The sequence below is a fragment of the Piscinibacter gummiphilus genome (genome assembly GCF_032681285.1).
Taxonomy (GTDB): domain Bacteria; phylum Pseudomonadota; class Gammaproteobacteria; order Burkholderiales; family Burkholderiaceae_C; genus Rhizobacter; species Rhizobacter gummiphilus_A.
On sequence record NZ_CP136336.1, the window covers coordinates 1111047 to 1130290 of the forward strand.

The following is a 19244-nucleotide window of genomic DNA, read 5'->3' on the forward strand; positions in this document are numbered from 1 at the left end:
GGAAACCTTTTGGAGAGGGTTCGTTCTTGTTTCTCTGCCGCACCGGGCTGACTGCCGCCGGGTCACTTGGGGACTCGGCCTGCTGCATGCCGGGGTGCGTTGCATCACCTTTTGGCCACAACTTCTTCTCGTGGCCGGCCGCGTTGTGCTGGGTGACTGGCTGAGTGGGAGGCCGCTCGCGGCGTAAACTCAGAAAAATCAATCACTTACAGCGGAAACGTGGTGCAGCGCATTATAAGGGGCAAAGCGGAATCACCGGCAAGTCCGAGGCCTTCCGCCACGCTGCCAGCGGTGCAGACGGTCGAGATCGACGAGGCCTCCGAAGGCCAGCGGCTCGACAACTTCCTGGTGAAGCTGCTGAAGGGTGTGCCCAAGACCCACGTCTACCGGGTGATCCGCTCCGGCGAGGTGCGGGTCAACAAGGGCCGGGCGTCGGCCGACACCAAGCTCGCCCTCGGCGACAAGGTGCGGGTGCCCCCCGTGCGCATGGCCGACCCGAAGGCGGCGCCGGCCGCACCGGCACGCGAATTCCCCATCGTCCACGAAGACGAGCACCTGATTGCCGTCAACAAGCCGGCTGGGGTGGCCGTGCACGGCGGCAGCGGTGTGAGTTCGGGCGTGATCGAACAGTTGCGCCAGGCGCGGCCGACGGCCAAGTTCCTCGAACTCGTGCACCGGCTCGACAAGGAAACCTCGGGCCTCCTGTTGATCGCCAAGAAGCGCTCGGCGCTCGTCGCACTGCAAGACCAGTTCCGCGGCCGCGAAACCGGCAAGACCTACGCCGCGCTGGTGGTCGGCGCCTGGCCGGCCAAGAAGAAGGTCATCGACGTGGCCCTGCACAAGTTCCTCACCGCCGAAGGTGAGCGCCGCGTGCGCACCGTGGAAGACGACCACGACGAGGGCCGCCGCTCCATCACCCTCGTGAGCGTGGCCCAGGCCTATGCCGGCTTCACGCTGCTCGACGTGACCATCAAGACCGGCCGCACCCATCAGATCCGGGTGCACCTGGCCCATGAGGGCCATCCGATCGTGGGCGACGAGAAGTACGGCGACTTCGGGCTCAACAAGGCCGTGGCCAAGGGCGAGGCGGTGAAGGGCCACCGCTTTGAGCGCATGTTCCTGCACGCGCGCCGGCTGCGCTTCCAGCACCCTGCCAGCGGCGAGGCGATCGAACTGCTCGCGCCCCTGCCCGCAGAATGCGAGGCATTCCTCCACGCCTTGACTCCCGCCAAGACCCCATGACCCGACCGCGCCGTTTCGACCTCATCGCCTTCGACTGGGACGGCACCCTGTTCGACTCGACGGCGCTCATCGCTCGCTCCATCCAGGCCGCCTGCGCCGACCTCGGCGTGGCCGTGCCGAGCGACAAGGACGCGAGCTACGTGATCGGCATGGGCCTCATCGACGCCCTGCAGCACGCCGCGCCCGGCCTGCCGCGCGAGCGTTACCCCGAACTCGGCCAGCGCTACCGCCACCACTACTTCGCCAAGCAGCACGAGATCGTGCTGTTCAAGGGCACGCTCGACATGCTCAAGGCGCTGAAGGCGCGCAACCACTGGCTGGCGGTGGCCACCGGCAAGTCGCGCATGGGGCTGAACGAAGCGCTCACGACCGTCGAGCTGCACGGCGTCTTCGACGGCACCCGCACCGCGGACGAGACCGCCTCCAAACCCAACCCGCTGATGCTGCAGGAGCTGATGCGCGAGTTCGGCGTCGACCCCGAACGCACGCTCATGATCGGCGACACCACACACGACCTGCAGCTGGCGATGAACGCCGGGGCTGCCAGCGTGGGCGTGAGCTATGGGGCGCACACGCCGGAAAGTTTCGGCCAGTACAGGCCGCTGCACATCGCGCATTCGGTGGCCGACCTCGACGACTGGCTGGCCCGCCATGCCTGAGCTCGAACCCGACGCGCCGGCCGTGCGCCTGTGCGCGTCGAGCGAGCTGGCCGAGCGCGGCAAGGCCATGCTCTTCGACGTGATGCACTTTCACGAGAAGCTGCGAGGCTTCGCTCTGCGCCACGACGGCCAGGTGGTCGCCTACCTCAACCGCTGCCTGCACGTGCCGACCGAACTCGACTGGCAACCTGGCGAGTTTCTCGACGCCGAGCGCGAGTTCATCATCTGCTCGATCCACGGGGCGAGTTATGCGCCGCGGGACGGGCGCTGCGTCGGCGGGCCTTGCGGGCGGGGCAAGTTGACACGGCTCAAGGTCATCGAGCTTGACGGCGAGGTGTATTGGTATCCTTCCCGCGAGACCCGTCCCGTTCCGACTCCGCAGTCCCCCGCATGAATCCCGAAGACCCCACCCCGCCGGCCGCCGCGCCGGCTGAAGCCCTTTCTGCGCCTGTTTCCACTTCGGCTCCTGCCGCCACGCCTGCCCCGGCACCCGCGGCTGCCGTGGCCCCAAGCGCACTCGAGCAGACGGTCGCCCTCTTTGCACGCGACTACCTCGCCGACCGCCGCGCCGAGCGCCGGTGGCGGGTGTTCTTCCGCCTGTCGTGGCTGATCTTCTTCCTGCTCGTCGTGTGGCTGGCGCTGAGCGCGCGCACCACCTCCACGGCGCCCAGCACGCCGCACACCGCGCTCATCGAAGTGCGCGGCGAGATCGCGGCCGACACCGAGGCCAGCGCCGAGCTGCTCGTGGCCGCGCTGAAGAACGCCTTCCAGGACGAAGGCGCGCAGGCCGTGGTGCTGCGCTTCAACTCGCCCGGCGGCAGCCCGGTGCAGGCCGGCATCATCAACGACGAGATCAAGCGCCTGAAGGCGCTCTACAAGAAGAAGGTCTACGCGGTGATCGAAGAGGAGTGCGCCTCGGGTGCGTACTACATCGCCGTCGCGGCCGACGAGATCTACACCGACAAGGCCAGCATCGTCGGCTCGATCGGTGTGCTGATGGACGGCTTCGGCTTCACCGGCACGATGGAAAAACTCGGCGTCGAGCGTCGCCTCATCACCGCGGGTGAAAACAAGGGCATCGGTGACCCGTTCACGCCGCTGTCGGAGAAGCACCGTGCCTACACGCAGGCCATGATCGACCAGATCCACCAGCAGTTCATCAAGGTGGTGAAAGAAGGCCGCGGGAAGCGGCTCAAGATGAACGGCGAGACCTTCTCCGGCCTCTTCTGGAACGGCGAAGAAGCCGTCCGGCTTGGCCTGGCCGACCACCTTGGCAACCTCGACTACGTGGCGCGCGAGGTGGTGAAGGCCGAAGAGATCATCGACTACACCCCGAAGGAAAACGTGGCCGAGCGTCTGGCCAAGCGCTTCGGTGCGTCTGTGGGCGAAGGCGCCGTGAAGGCGATGCGCGGGCTGCCGTCGCTGCGCTGATGTCAGGCGCCGGTCTGCTCCAGGGCGAGCAGCTCGGCCACCGTTTGGCGGCGGCGGACGAGGCGGACCTGGCCCGCATCGACTAGCACCTCGGGGATGAACGGCCGCGTGTTGTAGTTCGAGGACATCGAGGCGCCATACGCCCCGGCATCGTGGAACACGAGCAGGTCGCCCACCTTCGCCTGTGGCAACGCACGCGTCTGCACCACGCCGCCTTCGCCTTGTGTGAACACATCGCCTGATTCGCACAGCGGCCCGGCGACCACGGTGGGTTGCACCGCGCGCGGCGTGTCGTCCGCGGGCAGCACGTCGATGCGGTGGAAACTGCCGTACATCGAAGGACGCATCAGCTCGTTGAAGCCGGCGTCAACCAGCACGAATCGATTGCCGCCCATCTGCTTGGTGGCGCGCACCTCGGCGATCAGCACGCCCGACTCGGCGACGAGGTAACGACCGGGCTCGAGTTCCAGGTGGATCGCGTGGCCTTGCTGCTTCGCAATCTCGCGCCGCGCCGCGTCCCACAGGCTGAAGTAGTGCGCGGTGTCGATCTGCGGGTCGCCGTCGCGATACGGAATCGACAGGCCACCTCCGGCGGAGATCGCCTCGATGGGCATGTCGACCTTGGCCACCAGCTCGACCATCGCATGGCACACCTGCTCCAGGTGCGAGTAGTCCACACCCGAGCCGATGTGCATGTGCAGGCCCACGAGCTTCAGGCCATGCTGGCGGATGGCGGCCAGCGCGTCGGCCAAGTCGCTGTGCCAGATGCCGTGCTTGCTGTGCTCGCCGCCGGTGTTGGTCTTGTTGCTGTGGCCGTGGCCGAAGCCGGGGTTGATGCGCAGCCACACGCGGTGCCCCGGCGAGCTTTCGCCCAGCTGGTGAAGCATGTCGATCGAGCCTGCGTTCACCGGCACCTTCAGCTCCACGACCCGCGCGAGCGTGGCGCGGTCGAAGAGGTCGGCGGTGAACACGATCTCGTCGCCGCCGGCCACGTAGCCCGCCGCGAGCGCCCGTTCGATCTCGCCCAGCGACACCGCATCGACCTTCACGCCCTCGGCGCGCATCAGCCGCAGCAGGTGGGTGTTGGAGTTGGCCTTCTGCGCGAAGCGGATGGTGTCGAAGGCCTTGAGCGCGGCGATGCGCTGGCGGATGGTGGCGGCGTCATAGGCCCAGCAAGGCGTGCCGTGGGTGCGCGCGATTTCGCGCAGGGTGGAGGTGGAAAACGGGTTCATGGGGCGCATCGTGCGCCAGGCCATGCATTCTGAAAAGTACTTGTTTGTCGATCATCGATTCATAATGGATATGCTCTGCACATGAAGTTGACCCACCGCCAGATCGAGGTCTTCCGTGCCGTCATGCACACCGGCAACGTGACGCAGGCCGCGCAATCGCTGCACACCTCGCAGCCGACCGTCAGTCGCGAGCTGGCCCGCCTGGAGCAAGTACTGCAGATGAACCTCTTCGACCGCGTGCGTGGCCGCCTCCGGCCCACGGCGCGGGCGCTGGCGCTGCTCGAAGAAGTGCAGCGCTCCTACCTCGGGCTCGACCGCATCGCCGCCGCCGCGCGCTCGCTGCGCGAGTTCACGCAGGGCCGCCTCGGCATCGCCTGCCTGCCGGCGCTGGCACATGGGCTGTTGCCGCTCGCGGTGCAGCAGTTCGCGGCGAGCCACCCGCAGGTGGGCGTGTCCATCACGCCGCAGGAATCGCCGCTGCTCGAAGAGTGGCTCACCGAGCAGCGCTTCGACCTCGGCCTGTGCGAGCGCATCCACGCGCCGGCCGCCACGTCGATCTCGACGCTGCTGCAGGCCGACGAGGTGTGCGTGCTGCCCGACGGCCACCCGTTGCTCGCGCGCCGGGTGCTGAAGCCAAAAGACTTCGCCGGCCAGGCCTTCGTGAGCTTTGCCCCCGCCGACCCCTATCGTGAGCTTGTCGACGCCCTCTTCGAGCGCGAAGGCGTACAGCGCCGCCTGGCCGTCGAAACGGCGAGCGCGGCCTCGGTGTGCGCGCTGGTGCGGCAGGGCCTTGGCGTGGCCATCGTCAACCCGCTCACGGCGATGGAGCTGGCGGGGGCGGGCCTGCAGGTGCGCCCGCTGTCGTTCTCCATCCCGTTCGCGGTGACGCTGGTGCTGCCGCAGTTGCGGCCGGCGAGCCCCTTGCGCGACGCCTTCGTCACCGGCTTGCAGCAGGCCGCGGGCCTCTTGCAGACACGCCTGCGCCAGTTGGCCAAGCGTTGAGCTTCAGCGCTGGAACGACCACTCGATGCGTGCCGTCTCCTGCGTCGTCTGGCCGCTGAAGCTGCTGTCGCCGAGCACACCTTGCACGTCCCAGCCATAGCCAAGCAGCGAGTCGCGCGATTCGCTGGCCCGTGGGCAGACGGCGAAGATGTTGCCGTTCCAGAAGGTGATGAGCCGCAGGCGGTAGCGCGCCGGGGTCACGCCGCGGTTGATCTCCAGCGACACGAAAATGCGGTCGGTCGAGACCTCGTGCACCGACGGCGTGATGGTCACGGTGCAGTTGTCGTCGGTCACCGTCACGCCCACCGTGCCTTCGGCGCGGTAGACCTCGGTGGTGGTGCTGCCGGCGGTGAGGTCGCGCCGCCAGGTGACGTGGGCGACTTGGATGGCGGTGGTGCCCGCGATCGACGGGCCATCGGTGGCGCTGATCGTGCCGACCCAGCGGTCCTCGGTGATGGTCACCGGCGAGGCCAGCACCACGGTGCGGCCGGTGCGGGTGTGCGTGCTCTGGAAGCTCACGACCACGGTCTCGGGGTCGGGCACCTGCTGCGGCGCGGTGTAGGTGGCGCCGACGTCGCCGCTCGGCACGATGGTGCCGTCGGTGGCGTTGCCGCCGGGTGAGAGGAACACGTACCAGCCGCGGGTGTAGCCCGGCTTGGTGTTGAGGAAGGGCAACTGGCGTGTTTCGAGCACCGGCTGGTAGATGCAGGCGCGCTGATCGTCGTTGATCGGCTCGCAGATGCCGATCTCGACCTCGTAGCCGCGCACGCGGGCGTAGGGCACGAACTGCAGGCTGCCGCCCACCGCGACGCTGGCCTGGCGCGGCGCGAGGTGGAAGGCGAGGTAGCGCACGACGGTGAACTCGACGCTCACATCGTTCGGGCCGTGTGGCTGCGCACGGTCGCGTTGGGCCTGTGCCGTCTGCGGCGTGAGCAAGCCGACCGGCAGCGGTGCGCTCAGCGTGCGCGTGGTCTTGTCGATCTGCGTGAGCGGCAGCGAGAGCCAGCTGCCGTCACCCCGCTGCACCGCGATGCGCAGGCCGTCGGCGAGTGGCGCCTCGGCGTCGTCGTAGCGCACGCGCAGCGTGGCGGTTCCGCCCGGCACGGCCGACAGGCGCACGCGCAGCGCGTTGCCTCGGCCATCGGGCGCGGTGTTGCTCACGGCCTGCGTCTCGACCGTCGTGCCCGTGTCCACGCTGCGCTCGGGCAGCTCGAGCGTGATGCCGCCATCGGGCGACACGATGCTCGCGGCGGCGCTGCCGAGGGTCGCCTGCGTGCTGGCGCCGAGTGCGGTGCCGGGGGCGGTGATGAGCGCCGCATCGTCGCCCGTGGTCGCACTGCTGGCGGCGAGCGGGCTGGCCGCCGCGTCGGTGCTGACGAGGCGGTAGCTGTAGGCCGTGCCCTGGGTCAGCCCGTCGTCCACATAGGCGCCGCTCGCAGCGTCGACCGTCGCGATGCGGGTGTAGGGGCCGGTCGTGCCGGTGCGGCGCTCCACGGCGTAGGTGGTGGCGGTGGCCGGTGGCGTCCAGGCCAGGCTGACCGTGTGGGCCGAGGTGCCCACGGCGGTGAGCTGCTGCCCGCTCGCGGGCGTGGTCGGCGTGCTGGGGCCGCTGTCGGAGCCCCCGCCGCCGCAGGCGGACAGGGCAAGGGTGAGGGCCATGGCAAGGGCCAGGCCGAGGCGATTGAAGGTCATGGGGACTCCCGGTATGAGGATCTGGCGCGGCGTGGTGGCCGCATGTCGCCAGTGTTCCGGGAGGGGCCCCACGCCACATCGCTCGGAGGAGCCATCGGGCGGCCCGCGATGGGCCACCCCGTTCAGGGGGAGGGCCAGGAGAAGAGGTCAGGCCTCGGCGGCCAGCACCTTCTGCACCGCCGGCAGCGCGGCCATGCGGCTGCGGTGCTCGGCCACCTTCGGGAAGCGCGCCGGGTCCACGCCATCGCCTTCCATCCAGGTGGCCAGGGTGTAGAGGTAGGGGTCGGCAAGGGTGTAGCGCTCGCCCATCACCCACGGGCCCTTGAAGAACTCGGTCTCGATCATCGCGAAGCCGTCGCCCACCGTTTGCGGCACCTTGGCCTTCATGGCCTCCCAGGCGGCCGGGTCGTCGGCCCAGCGCGCGCCGCGCCGGCCGTGGGCGTGGGCCACGTGCACCGTCGAGCAGAGGTAGCTGCAGAAGGCGTTGAGCTGGCCGAGCGCCCACGGGTCGTCGAAGGGCGCGAGCCGGGCCTCGGGGAAGCGCTGCGCGATGTAGAGCAGGATCGCCGGTGTCTCGGTCAGCACGCCGTGCTCGGTCACGAGCGCGGGCACGCGACCACGCGGGTTGAGCTTCAGGTATTCGGGTGAGCGCTGCTGCGAGCTCTTGAAGTCGACGCGCTCGACGCGGTAGTCGGCGCCGGCCTGTTCGAGCGCGATGTGCGAGGCGAGGGCGCAGGTGGCGGGGGCGGAATAGAGGGTCAGCATGGCGTTCAGGTCTTCAGCATGCCCTTGGTCTCGATGAAGGCGATCACCTCTTTCAACCCAGCCTGGGTCTTGAGGTTGCTCATCACGAAGGGCTTGTTGGGCCGCATGCGCTTCGTGTCGGCTTCCATCACCTCGAGGTTGGCGCCGACGTAGGGCGCGAGGTCGGTCTTGTTGATGACGAAGAGATCGCTCTTGGTGATGCCGGGGCCGCCCTTGCGGGGGATTTTCTCGCCAGCCGCCACGTCGATCACGTAGATCGTGAGGTCGCTCAACTCAGGGCTGAAGGTGGCGGCGAGGTTGTCGCCGCCCGACTCGATGAAGACGACGTCGGCGTTCGGGTACTTCTCCAGCATGCGGTCGACGGCTTCGAGGTTGATCGAGGCGTCTTCGCGGATGGCGGTGTGCGGGCAGCCGCCGGTTTCCACGCCCATGATGCGGTCGGCCTCCAGCGCGCCGGCCACGGTGAGCAGGCGCTGGTCTTCCTTGGTGTAGATGTCGTTGGTGACGACCACCAGGTCGTACTGCTCGCGCATGGTCTTGCACAGCATCTCGACCAGCGTTGTCTTGCCCGAGCCCACCGGCCCGCCCACGCCCACGCGCAGGGGAGGCAGTTTCTTGGTGCGGCCGGGAATGGAATGGAGGGTGCTCATGATCGGAAGAGGCGTGAGTACTGGGTTTCGTGTTGTGCCGACAGGATTGCCAGCATCGGGGTGAAGGCCTGGCGCTCGCTGTCGGCCAGGGCCAGGGCGTGGTCCACCGCATCGGGAATCGCGGCGCTCAGGCGGGCGAGCACCCGCTGCCCGCCGCTCTGGCCGAGCGGCACGGCCTTGAGGGCCGCCTGCATCATGTTCTCGGCCCAGCCGAAGCAGAAGCTCAGCATGGCCTCGCGCAGCGGTGCGCCGGTCTGCGCAGCGGCGAGTGCGAAGGCCACGGGCCAGGTGGGGGCGGGGGTGAGTGCGGCCAGGGTGGTGACGCGCGCGTCCTCCACGCCGCGGTTCTTCACCCATTCGACGAGCGAGCGGCCCATCTGCTCGGTCTGCAGCCGCAACTCGGCGGATTCGCGGGTGGTGGTGACCCAGGCGTTCAGCTCGGCCACGGTGGCGTTGTCACCGCGCTGCCAGGCCTTGAAGGCCTTGCCGGCGACGGCCAGGTCGGCGCGGGCGAGCGCGAGGGTGAGCTGGTCGAGCAGCCAGTCGCCGGCTTGCGCTTCTTTCGTCACCAGGCCAGCTTCGACCGCCGATTCGAGCCCTTCGGAATAGCTGAAGCCGCCCACCGGCAAGGCCGGCGAGGCCAGCCACATCAGCTGCAGCAGCGAGGGCGCGCTGAGCGGGGCGGCCCGGGTCGAGCGGGGCGACGCGCGCATGTCAGTGGTCGTGCCCGCAGCCGGGCCCGTGGACGTGGCCGTGGTCATGCGCGTGGCCGTGACCGTGACCGTGATCGTGCTGGTGGCGGTGGTCGTGCTCGTGAGCATGACCGTGTCCACCATGCCCACCCGCCGCATACGCGCCGCCCTCGGGCTCGAACGGCGCCAGCTCCTCGGTCACGATCAGGTGCATGTGCCGCAGCATGTCGGCCAGCACATGGTCGGGCTCCAGGTGCAGGTGGTCGGGTTGCACTTCGAGCTGCACGTGGCGGTTGCCCAGGTGGTAGGCCGCGCGCAGCAGGTCGAGCGGCGTGCCGTGTTCGGGGCAGGTGCGCACCACCAGCACCGGCTGCGGCGTGGCGATCACCTTGATGAGCGAGCCGTCTTCGGCCACCAGCACGTCGCCACCGCGCACCACGCTGCCGCGCGGCAGGAAGACGCCGAGCGTGCGGCCCTGCGAGTCTTCGGTGTCGAAGCGGCTCTTCTGGCGGGTGTCCCAGTCGAGCACCGCGGTGGCGGCGCGCTTGAGCAGCACGGGGGCAAGGCCGTGGCCCTGCGAGATGAGTTTGTTGACGGTGAGCATGGCGGGCAGTGTGTCAGCAATTGCCGGGCCGGGCAGGTGGCCGGGCGGCTCGTGAATGAGAATCGTTCCTGATACGATCCTTCGTTCCGGGGTCCACCAAGACCCACCGCCACTTCCAGGACACGCCATGACGACTTCCTTCCTCCGCACGCTTGCGGCGGCTCTGCTGGCCACCGGCGCGCTCGGCGCGCAGGCCCAGGTGCTCAACCTCTACACCGCCCGCCACTACCAGACCGACGAGGCGCTGTACGCCAACTTCACCAAAGAAACCGGCATCAAGATCAACCGCATCGAGGGCAAGGAAGACGAGTTGCTCGAGCGCATCAAGAACGAAGGCGCCAGCTCCCCGGCCGACGTGTTCATCACCGTCGACGCCTCGCGCCTGGAGATCGCCGACAAGGCCGGCGTGTTCGCCCCCGTGCAGAGCAAGCTGCTCGACGCGCGTGTGCCCGCGCACCTGCGCACCGCCAACTGGCTGGCCTTCTCGACCCGCGCCCGTGTGATCGTCTACAACGCCAAGACGATCAAGCCCGAGTGGGTGCAGACCTACGAAGACCTGGCCGACCCGCGCCTGAAGGGCCAGATCTGCGTGCGCTCCGGCTCGCACCCCTACAACCTCTCGCTGGGCGCCGCGCTGATCGCGCACCACGGCGAAGCCAAGACCGAAGAGTGGGCCAAGGGCGTGGTGGCGAACCTCGCCCGCGCACCCAAGGGCGGCGACACCGACCAGCTGCGCGCCGTGGCCGCCGGCGAGTGCGGCGTGGCGATCTCCAACAGCTACTACGTCGCCCGCCTGATGCGCTCGACCAAGCCCGAAGACGTGAAGGACATGGCCGCGCTCACCGTCGTGTGGCCCAACCAGAAGACCTGGGGCACGCACGTCAACGTGTCGGGTGGCGGCCTCGTGAAGACCTCGCCCAACAAGGCCAACGCGGTCAAGTTCCTCGAATACCTGGCGAGCGATTCGGCGCAGACCTATTTCGCCGATGGCAACAACGAATGGCCGGTGGTGAAGAGCGCCTCGGTGAAGAACCCGGCGCTCGACAAGCTCGGGCCGTTCAAGGCCGACGAGACGCCTCTCGCGAAGTGGGCGCCGAACACGGCTGCAGCGCAGAAGGTGTTCGACCGCGCGGGGTGGCGCTGAGCGGAAATTGAGCGAGCCCTCGGCGGTGGGGTATCGCATTCCGCTCATGTCCCCCGACGTGGACCACTCTCGTGGTCCACGTCTCCTCCTTTACTTCGCTCCATGCGACACCCCACCACCGAGGGCCGGTACGACCTGAGCACTTCCTTCCTCGTGTGGCAGTGTGTGTCGCAACGCGGGCTCAGGGGGAGGGGCGCAGTGAAGTAAAGGAAGAAATTGATGAACGCGGTAGCGTTCATCAAGGAGGGACATGAACGGAGCCCCTCCCCCTGAGCCCGCGTTGTGGCTCAGACCGCGACACGAAATTCACCCGCGATCCTTCGCGATCTGCCGACACAGCACGATCATCGGCAGCAGCCCCACCACGACGATCGCGAGCGACGCCGTCGAGGCTTCCGCCAGCCGCTCGTCCGACGCGAGCCGATAGGCCTGCGTCGCCAGCGTGTCGAAGTTGAAGGGCCTCATCACGAGCGTAGCCGGGAGCTCCTTCATCACGTCGATGAAGACCAGCAGCCCCGCCGTGAGCAGGCCGCGCCGCAGCAGCGGCACGTGCACCCGCATCAGCGTGCGCGCCGGGGTGAGGCCGAGGCTGCGGGCGGCGTCGTCCATGTGCGGCGTGACGCGGTGCAGGGCCGAGTCGACCGTCTGCAGCGCGGCGGTGAGAAAGCGCACCACGCAGGCGAACACCAGTGCGGCGATGCTGCCGGTGATGAGCAGGCCGACCTGCCAGCCGAAGCTCTCGCGCAGCCAGAGGGCGAGTGCGTTGTCGAGCCGCGCCACCGGGATCAACACCCCCACCGCGATCACCGAGCCGGGCAGCGCATAGCCCATGCCGGCCGCCCAATGCGCGCTGCGGGCGATGGGGCCGGGGTCGAGCCGGCGTGCGTAGGCCACGAGCAGGGCGAGGGTCACCGCGATGGCGGCGGTGAGACCCGACACCACCAGGCTGTTGCGTGCGAGTTCGAAGAAGCGTGCACCGAACTGCGCGTCGCCGTCGGTGAGCGCCATGTGCAGCAGCACGCCGCTCGGCAGGAGAAAGCCCATCAGCAGCGGCACGCAGCAGGCCGCGAACGCCAGTGCCGCGCGCCAGCCGCGCAAGCGCGCGCCGCGCGGCGGCTGCGGGCGCAGGCCCGGCCCGTGGTAGCGGGCACGCCCGCGCGACAGCCGCTCCAGCGCCAGCACCAGCAGCACGAAGCCCAGCAGGCACATGGAGAGCTGGGCCGCGGCGGCGCGGTCGCCGAGCGAGAACCAGGCGCGGTAGATGCCGGTGGTGAAGGTCTGCACGGCGAAGTACGACACCGTGCCGTAGTCGGCCAGCGTCTCCATCAGCGAGAGGGCCACGCCCGCGGCGATGGCCGGCCGCGCCATCGGGACCGACAGCCGCAGGAAGCTCTGCCACGGCGTGAGGCCGAGCGAGCGGCCGGCCTCCATCACGCCGCCGCCGCGCTCGAGGAAAGCCGTGCGCGCCAGCATGTAGACGTAGGGGTAGAGCACGCAGATGAACATCGCCACCGCGCCGCCGGTGCTGCGCACGTCGGGGAACCAGTAGTCGGCGCGGCTCCAGCCGAACGCGTCGCGCAGGCCGCGTTGCACGGGGCCTGCGAACTGCAGCAGGTCGGTGTAGGTGTAGGCCATCACGTAGGCCGGCATCGCCAGCGGCAGCACCAGCAGCCATTCGAAGTGGCGGCGGCCGAAGAAGTCGAGGTGCGTCACCAGCCAGGCAGCACCCACGCCGAGCAGCGCCACGCCGACGCCCACGCCCACGCAAAGCACGAGGCTCGTCATCAGGTATTCGGGCAGCAGCGTGGCCACGAGGTGGGCCCAGGTGCCGCCGGTGCCGGCGTTGAAGAGGCTGGTGGCCACCGACACCACCGGCACCGCCACGACGGCGGCGATGACGAGGCTCCACCAGGTCAGCCAGCGGGTGGGATGCAGGGCGTTGGAGATCGGAAGCGAGGTCATGGCGGGCCGCGGGCAGTGTAAGGTGCGCCCCTGTCCTCGCTCCTTGCCTCATGTCGACCACGCCGCCCCCCGTTCTCGAACTCCGCCGTCTCGGCCACCGCTACGGCACGCAGCCGACCTTTGCCGGACTCGACCTCACGCTCCCGGCTGGCACGGTGTGCTGCCTGCTCGGCCCCTCAGGGTGCGGCAAGACGACGGTGCTGCGCTGCGTGGCCGGCTTCGAGCGGGTGAGCGAGGGCGAAGTGCGCATCGACGGCCAGACGGTCGGCAGCGCGCAGCAGCATGTGCCGCCTGAAGCGCGGCGCATCGGCATGGTGTTCCAGGACTACGCGCTCTTCCCCCACCTCACGGTGCTGCGCAACGTGGGCTTCGGCGTGGCCGACAAGCGGGCTGCCGACGACCGCGCGATGGAGTTGCTGCACACGGTGGGCCTGGCCTCGGCCGCCCAGCGCTACCCGCACGAACTCTCGGGTGGGCAGCAGCAACGGGTAGCGCTGGCCCGTGCGCTCGCGCCGCGCCCGCGCCTGCTGCTGCTCGACGAGCCCTTCTCCAACCTCGATGTCGAGCTGCGCGAGCAACTGGCCGGCGAGGTGCGCGCGATCCTCAAGGCGGCCGGCACCACCGCGGTCTTCGTCACGCACGACCAGAACGAAGCCTTCGCGATGGCCGACGAGATCGCCGTCATGCACCAAGGGCGCATCCAGCAGATCGCCGGCGCCTACGAGCTCTACCACCGGCCAAACAGCCGCTTCGTGGCCGATTTCATCGGCCAGGGGGTCTTCGTCGATGCCGAGGTCGTCTCGCCGCAGCGTGTGCGCTTCGAGCTGGGCGAGGTGGCCTCACCCGAGCCGCTGCGCTACGCCGACACCGGCCAGCCCTGCGTGCCGGGCGAGCGGGTGCAGGTGCTGATGCGGCCCGACGACGTGCTGCACGACGACGCCAGCCCGCTGCGTGCGACCGTGCAGCACAAGGCCTTCCGCGGGGCCGAGATCCTCTACACGCTGCAACTGGCCAGCGGCACGCGCGTGCTCGCGCTCGTGCCCTCGCACCACAACCACGCCTTGCAGGAAGCCATCGGCGTGCGGCTCGACATGGACCACGTGATCGCCTTCGCGCCCCAGCGCTGAAGGCTCACTTCGTGGCGGGTCGGCTGGAGAAGGCGGTCAGCAAGCCGAGGCCGATGAACGATGCCCCCGCGGCACGCTGGCCCCAGCGTGCGTGCTTGCCGAGCTGGCCGATGCGAGGCGCCACGAGGCTCGCAGCGAGCACGTAGAAGAGATCGGTGCACGCGGCCACCGCCACGAAGCTTGCGCCGAGCGCCAGGCTTTGCGCGAGCGGCGACGCCTGGGCGGTCATGAACTGCGGCAGGAAGGCGGCGAAGAAAAGCGCCGTCTTCGGGTTCAGCAGCGCGACGACAAAGCCATCGCGAAAGATGCGCCAGCGTTTCAGCGGCTCGACATGCGTATTGCTCGCGGTGGTTGCGCTGCCAGCCGAGCGCAGCATCTTCACGCCCATCACGATGAGGTAGGCGGCGCCGGCCCACTTCACCACCGTGAATGCCGCCGACGAGACGGCGAAGAGCGCGGCGAGGCCCACCGCCGCGCCGATGGCGTTGCCTAGGTTGCCAAGCGCCACGCCGGCCACCGAGGCGAGCCCCGAGCTGCGCCCTTGCGAGAGCGTGCGCGCGAGGATGTAGACCACCGCCGGGCCGGGCGTGATCGCGAGGATGAAGCTGGCCGTGAGGAAGGCCAGCAGCAGCGGCAGCGGGGGCAGCAGGTCGTGCAGCATGGGGGATCTCCGAGGGGCGGATGGCACGAGTATCGCCCGCTGTGCCGCGCTTGTTTCGCCGCGCGGAACAGCTGCGGGGAAGCACTCACTGGCGTGCCGATCGTTGGGTGTGAAGATGCAGCGCATCCCCCTCACTGGAGAGCCTTCCATGCAACGCCGAGACTTCATTCGTTTTGCCGGTGCCGCGGCCGCGACCAGCAGCATCGCCGGCCCGCTGCACGCGCAGGCGAGCTTCCCCAGCCAGCCCATCAAGCTGCTGCTCGCCTTTGCGGCCGGTGGCTCCACCGACGCGATGTTCCGCGTGATGGCCGACAACGCCTCGCCCCTCTTCGGCCAGACCGTGATCGTGGAGGCGAAGCCGGGTGGCGGCGGCACGATGGCCGGCCAGCTGCTGCTGCAGGCCAAGCCCGATGGCTACACGCTCGCGCAGCTGCCGATCAGCGTCTTCCGCCTGCCGTACACGCAGAAGATCACCTGGAACCCGGTCACCGAGTTCAGCTACGTGATCGGCATCACCGGCTACTCGTTTGGCATCGCGGTGCCGGCCGATTCGCCGATCAAGACCTGGGCCGACCTGGTGGCGTGGGCCAAGGCCAACCCCGGCAAGCTCACCTACGCCACGAGCGGCATCTACACCACGCCACACCTGACGATGGAAGACATCTCGCACCGCCTCGGCATCGAGATGAATCACATCCCGTACAAGGGCATGGCCGAGATCATCCCCGCCATCCTCGGCGGGCAGGTGATGGCAGTGGCCGACAGCATCGGCTTCGGCCCGCACGTGGTGAGCGGCAAGCTGCGCCTCCTGTGCACCTGGGGCGCGACGCGGGCGAAGAAGTTTCCGGATGCGCCGACGCTCACCGAACTCGGCGTCCCCATCGTGCAGAACTCGCCCTACGGGCTGGTCGGCCCCAAGGGCATGGACCCGGCCGTCGTGAAGAAGCTGCACGACACCTTCAAGCGCGCGATCGAGATGAACAACCACATCGAGGTGATGGGCCGCTACGACCAGGAGCTGCTGTACATGTCGCCCGAGCAATACCGCAAGTTCGCCGAAGACACGATGGCGCGCGAGAAGGTGGTGATCGAGCGGCTGAAGGCGACGGGGAAGGTGACCTGAGTCAGAGACCAACGGCGCGCGGCTCGGCTATTCTTCTGTCTGCCTTGCCGTTTTCGAGAGCAGGTATTCAGGGGGAATCATGAGCCGTCGCGTCGTCATCGTTGTTTCGAGTTTGCTGTTGAGCCTGGGGCTGACCGGCTGCCTGTTCTTCGGCTTTGCCACAGTGGGCGGCACGCTGACCGGCCTGCCCAGCGGCACGAGCGTGGTCCTGCAGAACAATGGCAAGGACAACCTCACGCTCACGCAGAACGGCCGCTTCACTTTCAACAACACGCTGGATGATGGGGATGACTACAACGTCACCGTGCTGACCGATCCGGCGGGTGCTCAATGCACACCGTCCAACAACACCGGGACGATCAACTCCAAGGGCGATGACGTCGAGAACGTGCTGGTGACTTGCACCGCTACCGGAAACATCACTGGGACAGTCACAGGAGTGCCCGCAGGCACCGCGGCCACGTTGCTGTTGACCCTGCCGAGCAGCACTGCCACCTTGGTGGTTTCGGCCGACGGCAACTTTGCTTTCTCGGGCATCCAGCCGAATGGCACTCACTACGTCGTGACGGTGCAAACGCCTCCTGCCGGCCGGACCTGCACCGTTCAGAATGGCGACGCGAATATCGCCACGGGCACGCCGACCAACATCATCATCACCTGCAGCTGATCAGAAGAGAAAGTACTTCTGCGCCATCGGCAGCACCGTGGCCGGCTCGCAGGTGAGCAGCTGGCCATCGGCGCGCACCTCGTAGGTCTGGGCGTCGACCTCGATCTTCGGCGTGCCGCTGTTGTGGACCATGTCGGCCTTGCCGATCTTGCGGGTGTTCTTCACCGCGACGGCACGGCGCTGCAAGCCGAGCTTCTCCGGCACACCGAGGTCGAGCGCGGCCTGTGACACGAAGGTCACGCTGGTCGCGTTCATCGCGCTGCCGAAGCTTGCAAACATCGGCCGGTAGTGCACCGGCTGAGGCGTGGGGATCGACGCGTTCGGGTCGCCCATCGCCGCTGCTGCAATCGCGCCACCTTTCAGGATGAGCGACGGCTTCACACCGAAGAACGCCGGCTTCCACACCACCAGGTCGGCCAGCTTGCCCACTTCCACCGAGCCCACCTCGTGCGAGATGCCCTGCGTGATGGCCGGGTTGATCGTGTACTTGGCGATGTAGCGCTTGACGCGGAAGTTGTCGTGCCGCGCGTTGTCTTCGGGCAGCGTGCCGCGCTGCTGCTTCATCTTGTCGGCCGTCTGCCAGGTGCGGATGATGACCTCGCCCACGCGGCCCATCGCCTGGCTGTCGCTCGACATCATCGAGAACACGCCCACGTCGTGCAGGATGTCTTCGGCCGCAATCGTCTCGCGGCGGATGCGGCTCTCGGCAAACGCCAGGTCTTCGGCGATGCTCGCATCGAGGTGGTGGCACACCATCAGCATGTCGAGGTGCTCGTCGATGGTGTTCACCGTGTACGGCATCGTCGGGTTGGTCGACGAGGGCAGCACGTTGGGCAAGCCCGCGCACTTGATGATGTCGGGCGCGTGGCCGCCACCCGCGCCTTCGGTGTGGAAGGTCGCAATCGTGCGGCCCTTGAAGGCGGCGATGGTGTCTTCGACGAAGCCCGATTCGTTGAGCGTGTCGGTGTGGATGGTGATCTGCACGTCGTGCCGCTCGGCCACGCTCAGGCAATTGTCGATGGCCGCGGGCGTGGTGCCCCAGTCCTCGTGCAGCTTCAGCCCATAGGCGCCGGCTTCGATCTGCTCGTCGAGCGCGCCCGGCAGGCTCGCATTGCCCTTGCCCTGGAAACCCAGGTTCATCGGGAAGCTCTCGGCCGCCTTGAGCATCTGGTGGATGTGCCACGGGCCGGGCGTGCAGGTGGTGGCGAAGGTGCCGGTGGCGGGGCCGGTGCCACCGCCGAGCATCGTCGTCACGCCGCTCATCAGCGCTTCTTCGATCTGCTGCGGGCAGATGAAGTGGATGTGCGTGTCGATGCCGCCAGCGGTGACGATATTGCCTTCGCCCGCGATGATCTCGGTGCCCGGGCCGATGATGATGTCGACCCCCGGCTGCACGTCGGGGTTGCCGGCCTTGCCGATGCCGCTGATGCGGCCGTGCTTCAGGCCGATGTCGGCCTTCACGATGCCCCAGTGGTCGATGATCAGCGCATTGGTGATCACGGTGTCGGCCACGTCCTTGGCGAGCCGCTGGCTCTGGCCCATGCCGTCGCGGATGGTCTTGCCGCCGCCGAACTTCACCTCTTCGCCGTAGGTGCCGGCGGCGAGGGTGAAGTCCTTTTCCACTTCGACGATGAGGCCGGTGTCGGCCAGGCGCACGCGGTCACCCGTGGTGGGGCCGAACATCTCGGCATAGGCGCGTCTTGTGATGGTTGCCATGTCGGAGTCTTGTTCGTTGAGGAAGAAGGATCAGAGCGCGCCCTGCACCAGGCCGCGAAAGCCATACACCTTGCGTTCGCCCGCAAAGTCCACCAGCTCCACCGTGCGCTGCTGCCCCGGCTCGAAGCGCACCGCGGTGCCTGAGGCGATGTTGAGCCGCATGCCGTGCGCCGCTTTGCGGTCGAACCTCAGCGCGGCGTTGGTCTCGGCGAAGTGGTAGTGCGACCCGACCTGGATCGGCCGGTCGCCGGTGTTCTCGATCACGAGCGTGGCGGTGCGGCGGCCGGCGTTGAGCACGTGGTCGGGCCCGTCGGTGAAGAGCTCGCCGGGCGTCATCACTTTCTCCGGCTGAACCAGACCGCCGCGCCCACGAGCGCGAGCGTGACGACGAAGCCCCAGGTGTCGGTGGCGTGCCAGTGGGTGCTGGGCGCGCCGTGGCCTTCGTGCGCGAAGGCGGGGGCCGCGAGGGCCAGCGAAATCAAAGCAGCAAGACGGCTCATGTCGGTTGCTCCAGCAGTTATGCAATAGGTTGGTGCACGGTCACCAATTTGGTGCCGTCGGGAAAGGTCGCTTCGACCTGGATCTCGGGGATCAGCTCGGGGATGCCGTCCATCACGTCGTCGCGCGTGAGGATCGTCTTGCCCTCGCTCATCAGCGCTGCGACGGTCTTGCCGTCTCGCGCGCCTTCCATGATGGCGGCGCTGATCATCGCCACGGCTTCGGGGTAGTTGAGCTTGAGCCCCCGGGCCTTGCGGCGCTCGGCGAGCAGCGACGCGGTGAAGATCAGGAGCTTGTCTTTTTCGCGTGGAGTCAGTTCCATGATGGTGCGCAGGGCGAGCAGAGACCGGAAAAGTGCCGCATCTTAGGGCGCACCT

Annotated in this window: 21 protein-coding genes; 9 read left to right on the top strand and 12 right to left on the bottom strand. The window is 68.3% G+C overall.

Annotated features, from left to right (window positions below; all coding sequences use genetic code 11):
* Positions 1-282: 282 nt before the first annotated feature.
* The 4 genes from RXV79_RS05340 to RXV79_RS05355 are packed head-to-tail and all read left to right on the top strand — an operon-like array spanning position 283 to position 3332.
* Positions 283-1242 (top strand): RluA family pseudouridine synthase, encoded by a 960-nt coding sequence (locus RXV79_RS05340; RefSeq protein WP_316703990.1) that lies wholly within the window; start codon positions 283-285, stop codon positions 1240-1242.
* Positions 1239-1901: an HAD family hydrolase gene (locus tag RXV79_RS05345; RefSeq protein ID WP_316702436.1), complete on the top strand. Its 663-nt coding sequence runs from the start codon at positions 1239-1241 to the stop codon at positions 1899-1901. The genes RXV79_RS05340 and RXV79_RS05345 overlap by 4 nt, the downstream gene beginning before the upstream one ends.
* Positions 1894-2295, top strand: a complete 402-nt coding sequence (locus tag RXV79_RS05350; protein WP_316702437.1) for a Rieske (2Fe-2S) protein — start codon at positions 1894-1896, stop codon at positions 2293-2295. Before RXV79_RS05345 ends, RXV79_RS05350 begins: the two co-directional genes overlap by 8 nt.
* Positions 2292-3332: a S49 family peptidase gene (locus RXV79_RS05355; RefSeq protein ID WP_316702438.1), complete on the top strand. Its 1041-nt coding sequence runs from the start codon at positions 2292-2294 to the stop codon at positions 3330-3332. The genes RXV79_RS05350 and RXV79_RS05355 overlap by 4 nt, the downstream gene beginning before the upstream one ends.
* Before the next feature lie 2 nt (positions 3333-3334).
* Here the strand turns inward: RXV79_RS05355 and lysA are convergent, their stop codons facing one another.
* Positions 3335-4564, bottom strand: a complete 1230-nt coding sequence (gene lysA, locus RXV79_RS05360) for a diaminopimelate decarboxylase (RefSeq protein ID WP_316702439.1) — start codon at positions 4562-4564, stop codon at positions 3335-3337.
* Between the two features lie 81 nt (positions 4565-4645).
* On the opposite strand from lysA, the gene RXV79_RS05365 reads away from it, so the two are divergent.
* Complete coding sequence (locus RXV79_RS05365; RefSeq protein ID WP_316702440.1) at positions 4646-5566, top strand: LysR family transcriptional regulator; 921 nt, start codon at positions 4646-4648, stop codon at positions 5564-5566.
* Positions 5567-5569: 3 nt separating this feature from the next.
* Here RXV79_RS05365 and RXV79_RS05370 read toward each other — a convergent pair whose 3' ends face one another.
* From RXV79_RS05370 to ureE, 5 genes are all read right to left on the bottom strand, one after another.
* Positions 5570-7258 (bottom strand): fibronectin type III domain-containing protein, encoded by a 1689-nt coding sequence (locus RXV79_RS05370; protein ID WP_316702441.1) that lies wholly within the window; start codon positions 7256-7258, stop codon positions 5570-5572.
* 147 nt (positions 7259-7405) lie between these two features.
* Complete coding sequence (locus RXV79_RS05375) at positions 7406-8023, bottom strand: glutathione S-transferase family protein (protein ID WP_316702442.1); 618 nt, start codon at positions 8021-8023, stop codon at positions 7406-7408.
* Between the two features lie 5 nt (positions 8024-8028).
* The gene (ureG, locus tag RXV79_RS05380; RefSeq protein ID WP_316702443.1) at positions 8029-8673 is read right to left on the bottom strand and encodes an urease accessory protein UreG; all 645 of its coding nucleotides are present in this window, start codon (positions 8671-8673) and stop codon (positions 8029-8031) included.
* Entirely contained in the window at positions 8670-9386 is a 717-nt protein-coding gene (locus tag RXV79_RS05385) for an urease accessory protein UreF (RefSeq protein WP_316703993.1), read from the bottom strand. The genes ureG and RXV79_RS05385 overlap by 4 nt, the downstream gene beginning before the upstream one ends.
* A 1-nt stretch (position 9387) precedes the next feature.
* Entirely contained in the window at positions 9388-9969 is a 582-nt protein-coding gene (ureE, locus tag RXV79_RS05390) for an urease accessory protein UreE (RefSeq protein WP_316702444.1), read from the bottom strand.
* 127 nt (positions 9970-10096) lie between these two features.
* Here ureE and RXV79_RS05395 point away from each other — a divergent pair, with 127 nt between their 5' ends.
* A complete protein-coding gene (locus tag RXV79_RS05395) occupies positions 10097-11113 on the top strand; it encodes a Fe(3+) ABC transporter substrate-binding protein (protein ID WP_316702445.1) in 1017 nt (338 codons plus the stop codon).
* Positions 11114-11419: 306 nt separating this feature from the next.
* Here the strand turns inward: RXV79_RS05395 and RXV79_RS05400 are convergent, their stop codons facing one another.
* A complete protein-coding gene (locus RXV79_RS05400; protein WP_316702446.1) occupies positions 11420-13075 on the bottom strand; it encodes an ABC transporter permease in 1656 nt (551 codons plus the stop codon).
* Positions 13076-13125: 50 nt separating this feature from the next.
* Between RXV79_RS05400 and RXV79_RS05405 the strand changes: the two genes are divergently transcribed.
* Positions 13126-14202: an ABC transporter ATP-binding protein gene (locus RXV79_RS05405; protein ID WP_316702447.1), complete on the top strand. Its 1077-nt coding sequence runs from the start codon at positions 13126-13128 to the stop codon at positions 14200-14202.
* A 4-nt stretch (positions 14203-14206) separates the two neighbouring features.
* Here the strand turns inward: RXV79_RS05405 and RXV79_RS05410 are convergent, their stop codons facing one another.
* Positions 14207-14860 carry a LysE family translocator gene (locus RXV79_RS05410; protein ID WP_316703996.1) on the bottom strand — a complete coding sequence of 218 codons (654 nt, stop codon included), beginning with the start codon at positions 14858-14860 and terminating at the stop codon, positions 14207-14209.
* Positions 14861-15011: 151 nt separating this feature from the next.
* Here RXV79_RS05410 and RXV79_RS05415 point away from each other — a divergent pair, with 151 nt between their 5' ends.
* Both RXV79_RS05415 and RXV79_RS05420 read left to right on the top strand, forming a co-directional pair.
* Positions 15012-15986, top strand: a complete 975-nt coding sequence (locus RXV79_RS05415; protein ID WP_316702448.1) for a Bug family tripartite tricarboxylate transporter substrate binding protein — start codon at positions 15012-15014, stop codon at positions 15984-15986.
* Between the two features lie 79 nt (positions 15987-16065).
* Positions 16066-16653: a hypothetical protein gene (locus tag RXV79_RS05420; RefSeq protein ID WP_316702449.1), complete on the top strand. Its 588-nt coding sequence runs from the start codon at positions 16066-16068 to the stop codon at positions 16651-16653.
* Here RXV79_RS05420 and ureC read toward each other — a convergent pair whose 3' ends face one another.
* From ureC to ureA, 4 genes are read right to left on the bottom strand one after another with little or no spacing between them, the layout of a single operon-like run.
* The gene (gene ureC, locus RXV79_RS05425) at positions 16654-18369 is read right to left on the bottom strand and encodes an urease subunit alpha (protein WP_316702450.1); all 1716 of its coding nucleotides are present in this window, start codon (positions 18367-18369) and stop codon (positions 16654-16656) included.
* 30 nt (positions 18370-18399) lie between these two features.
* Positions 18400-18705, bottom strand: coding sequence for an urease subunit beta (locus tag RXV79_RS05430; RefSeq protein ID WP_316702451.1), 306 nt, complete (start codon positions 18703-18705; stop codon positions 18400-18402).
* The gene (locus RXV79_RS05435) at positions 18705-18869 is read right to left on the bottom strand and encodes a hypothetical protein (RefSeq protein WP_316702452.1); all 165 of its coding nucleotides are present in this window, start codon (positions 18867-18869) and stop codon (positions 18705-18707) included. The genes RXV79_RS05430 and RXV79_RS05435 overlap by 1 nt, the downstream gene beginning before the upstream one ends.
* A 17-nt stretch (positions 18870-18886) precedes the next feature.
* Positions 18887-19189: an urease subunit gamma gene (ureA, locus tag RXV79_RS05440; RefSeq protein WP_201805588.1), complete on the bottom strand. Its 303-nt coding sequence runs from the start codon at positions 19187-19189 to the stop codon at positions 18887-18889.
* Positions 19190-19244 lie beyond the last annotated feature (55 nt).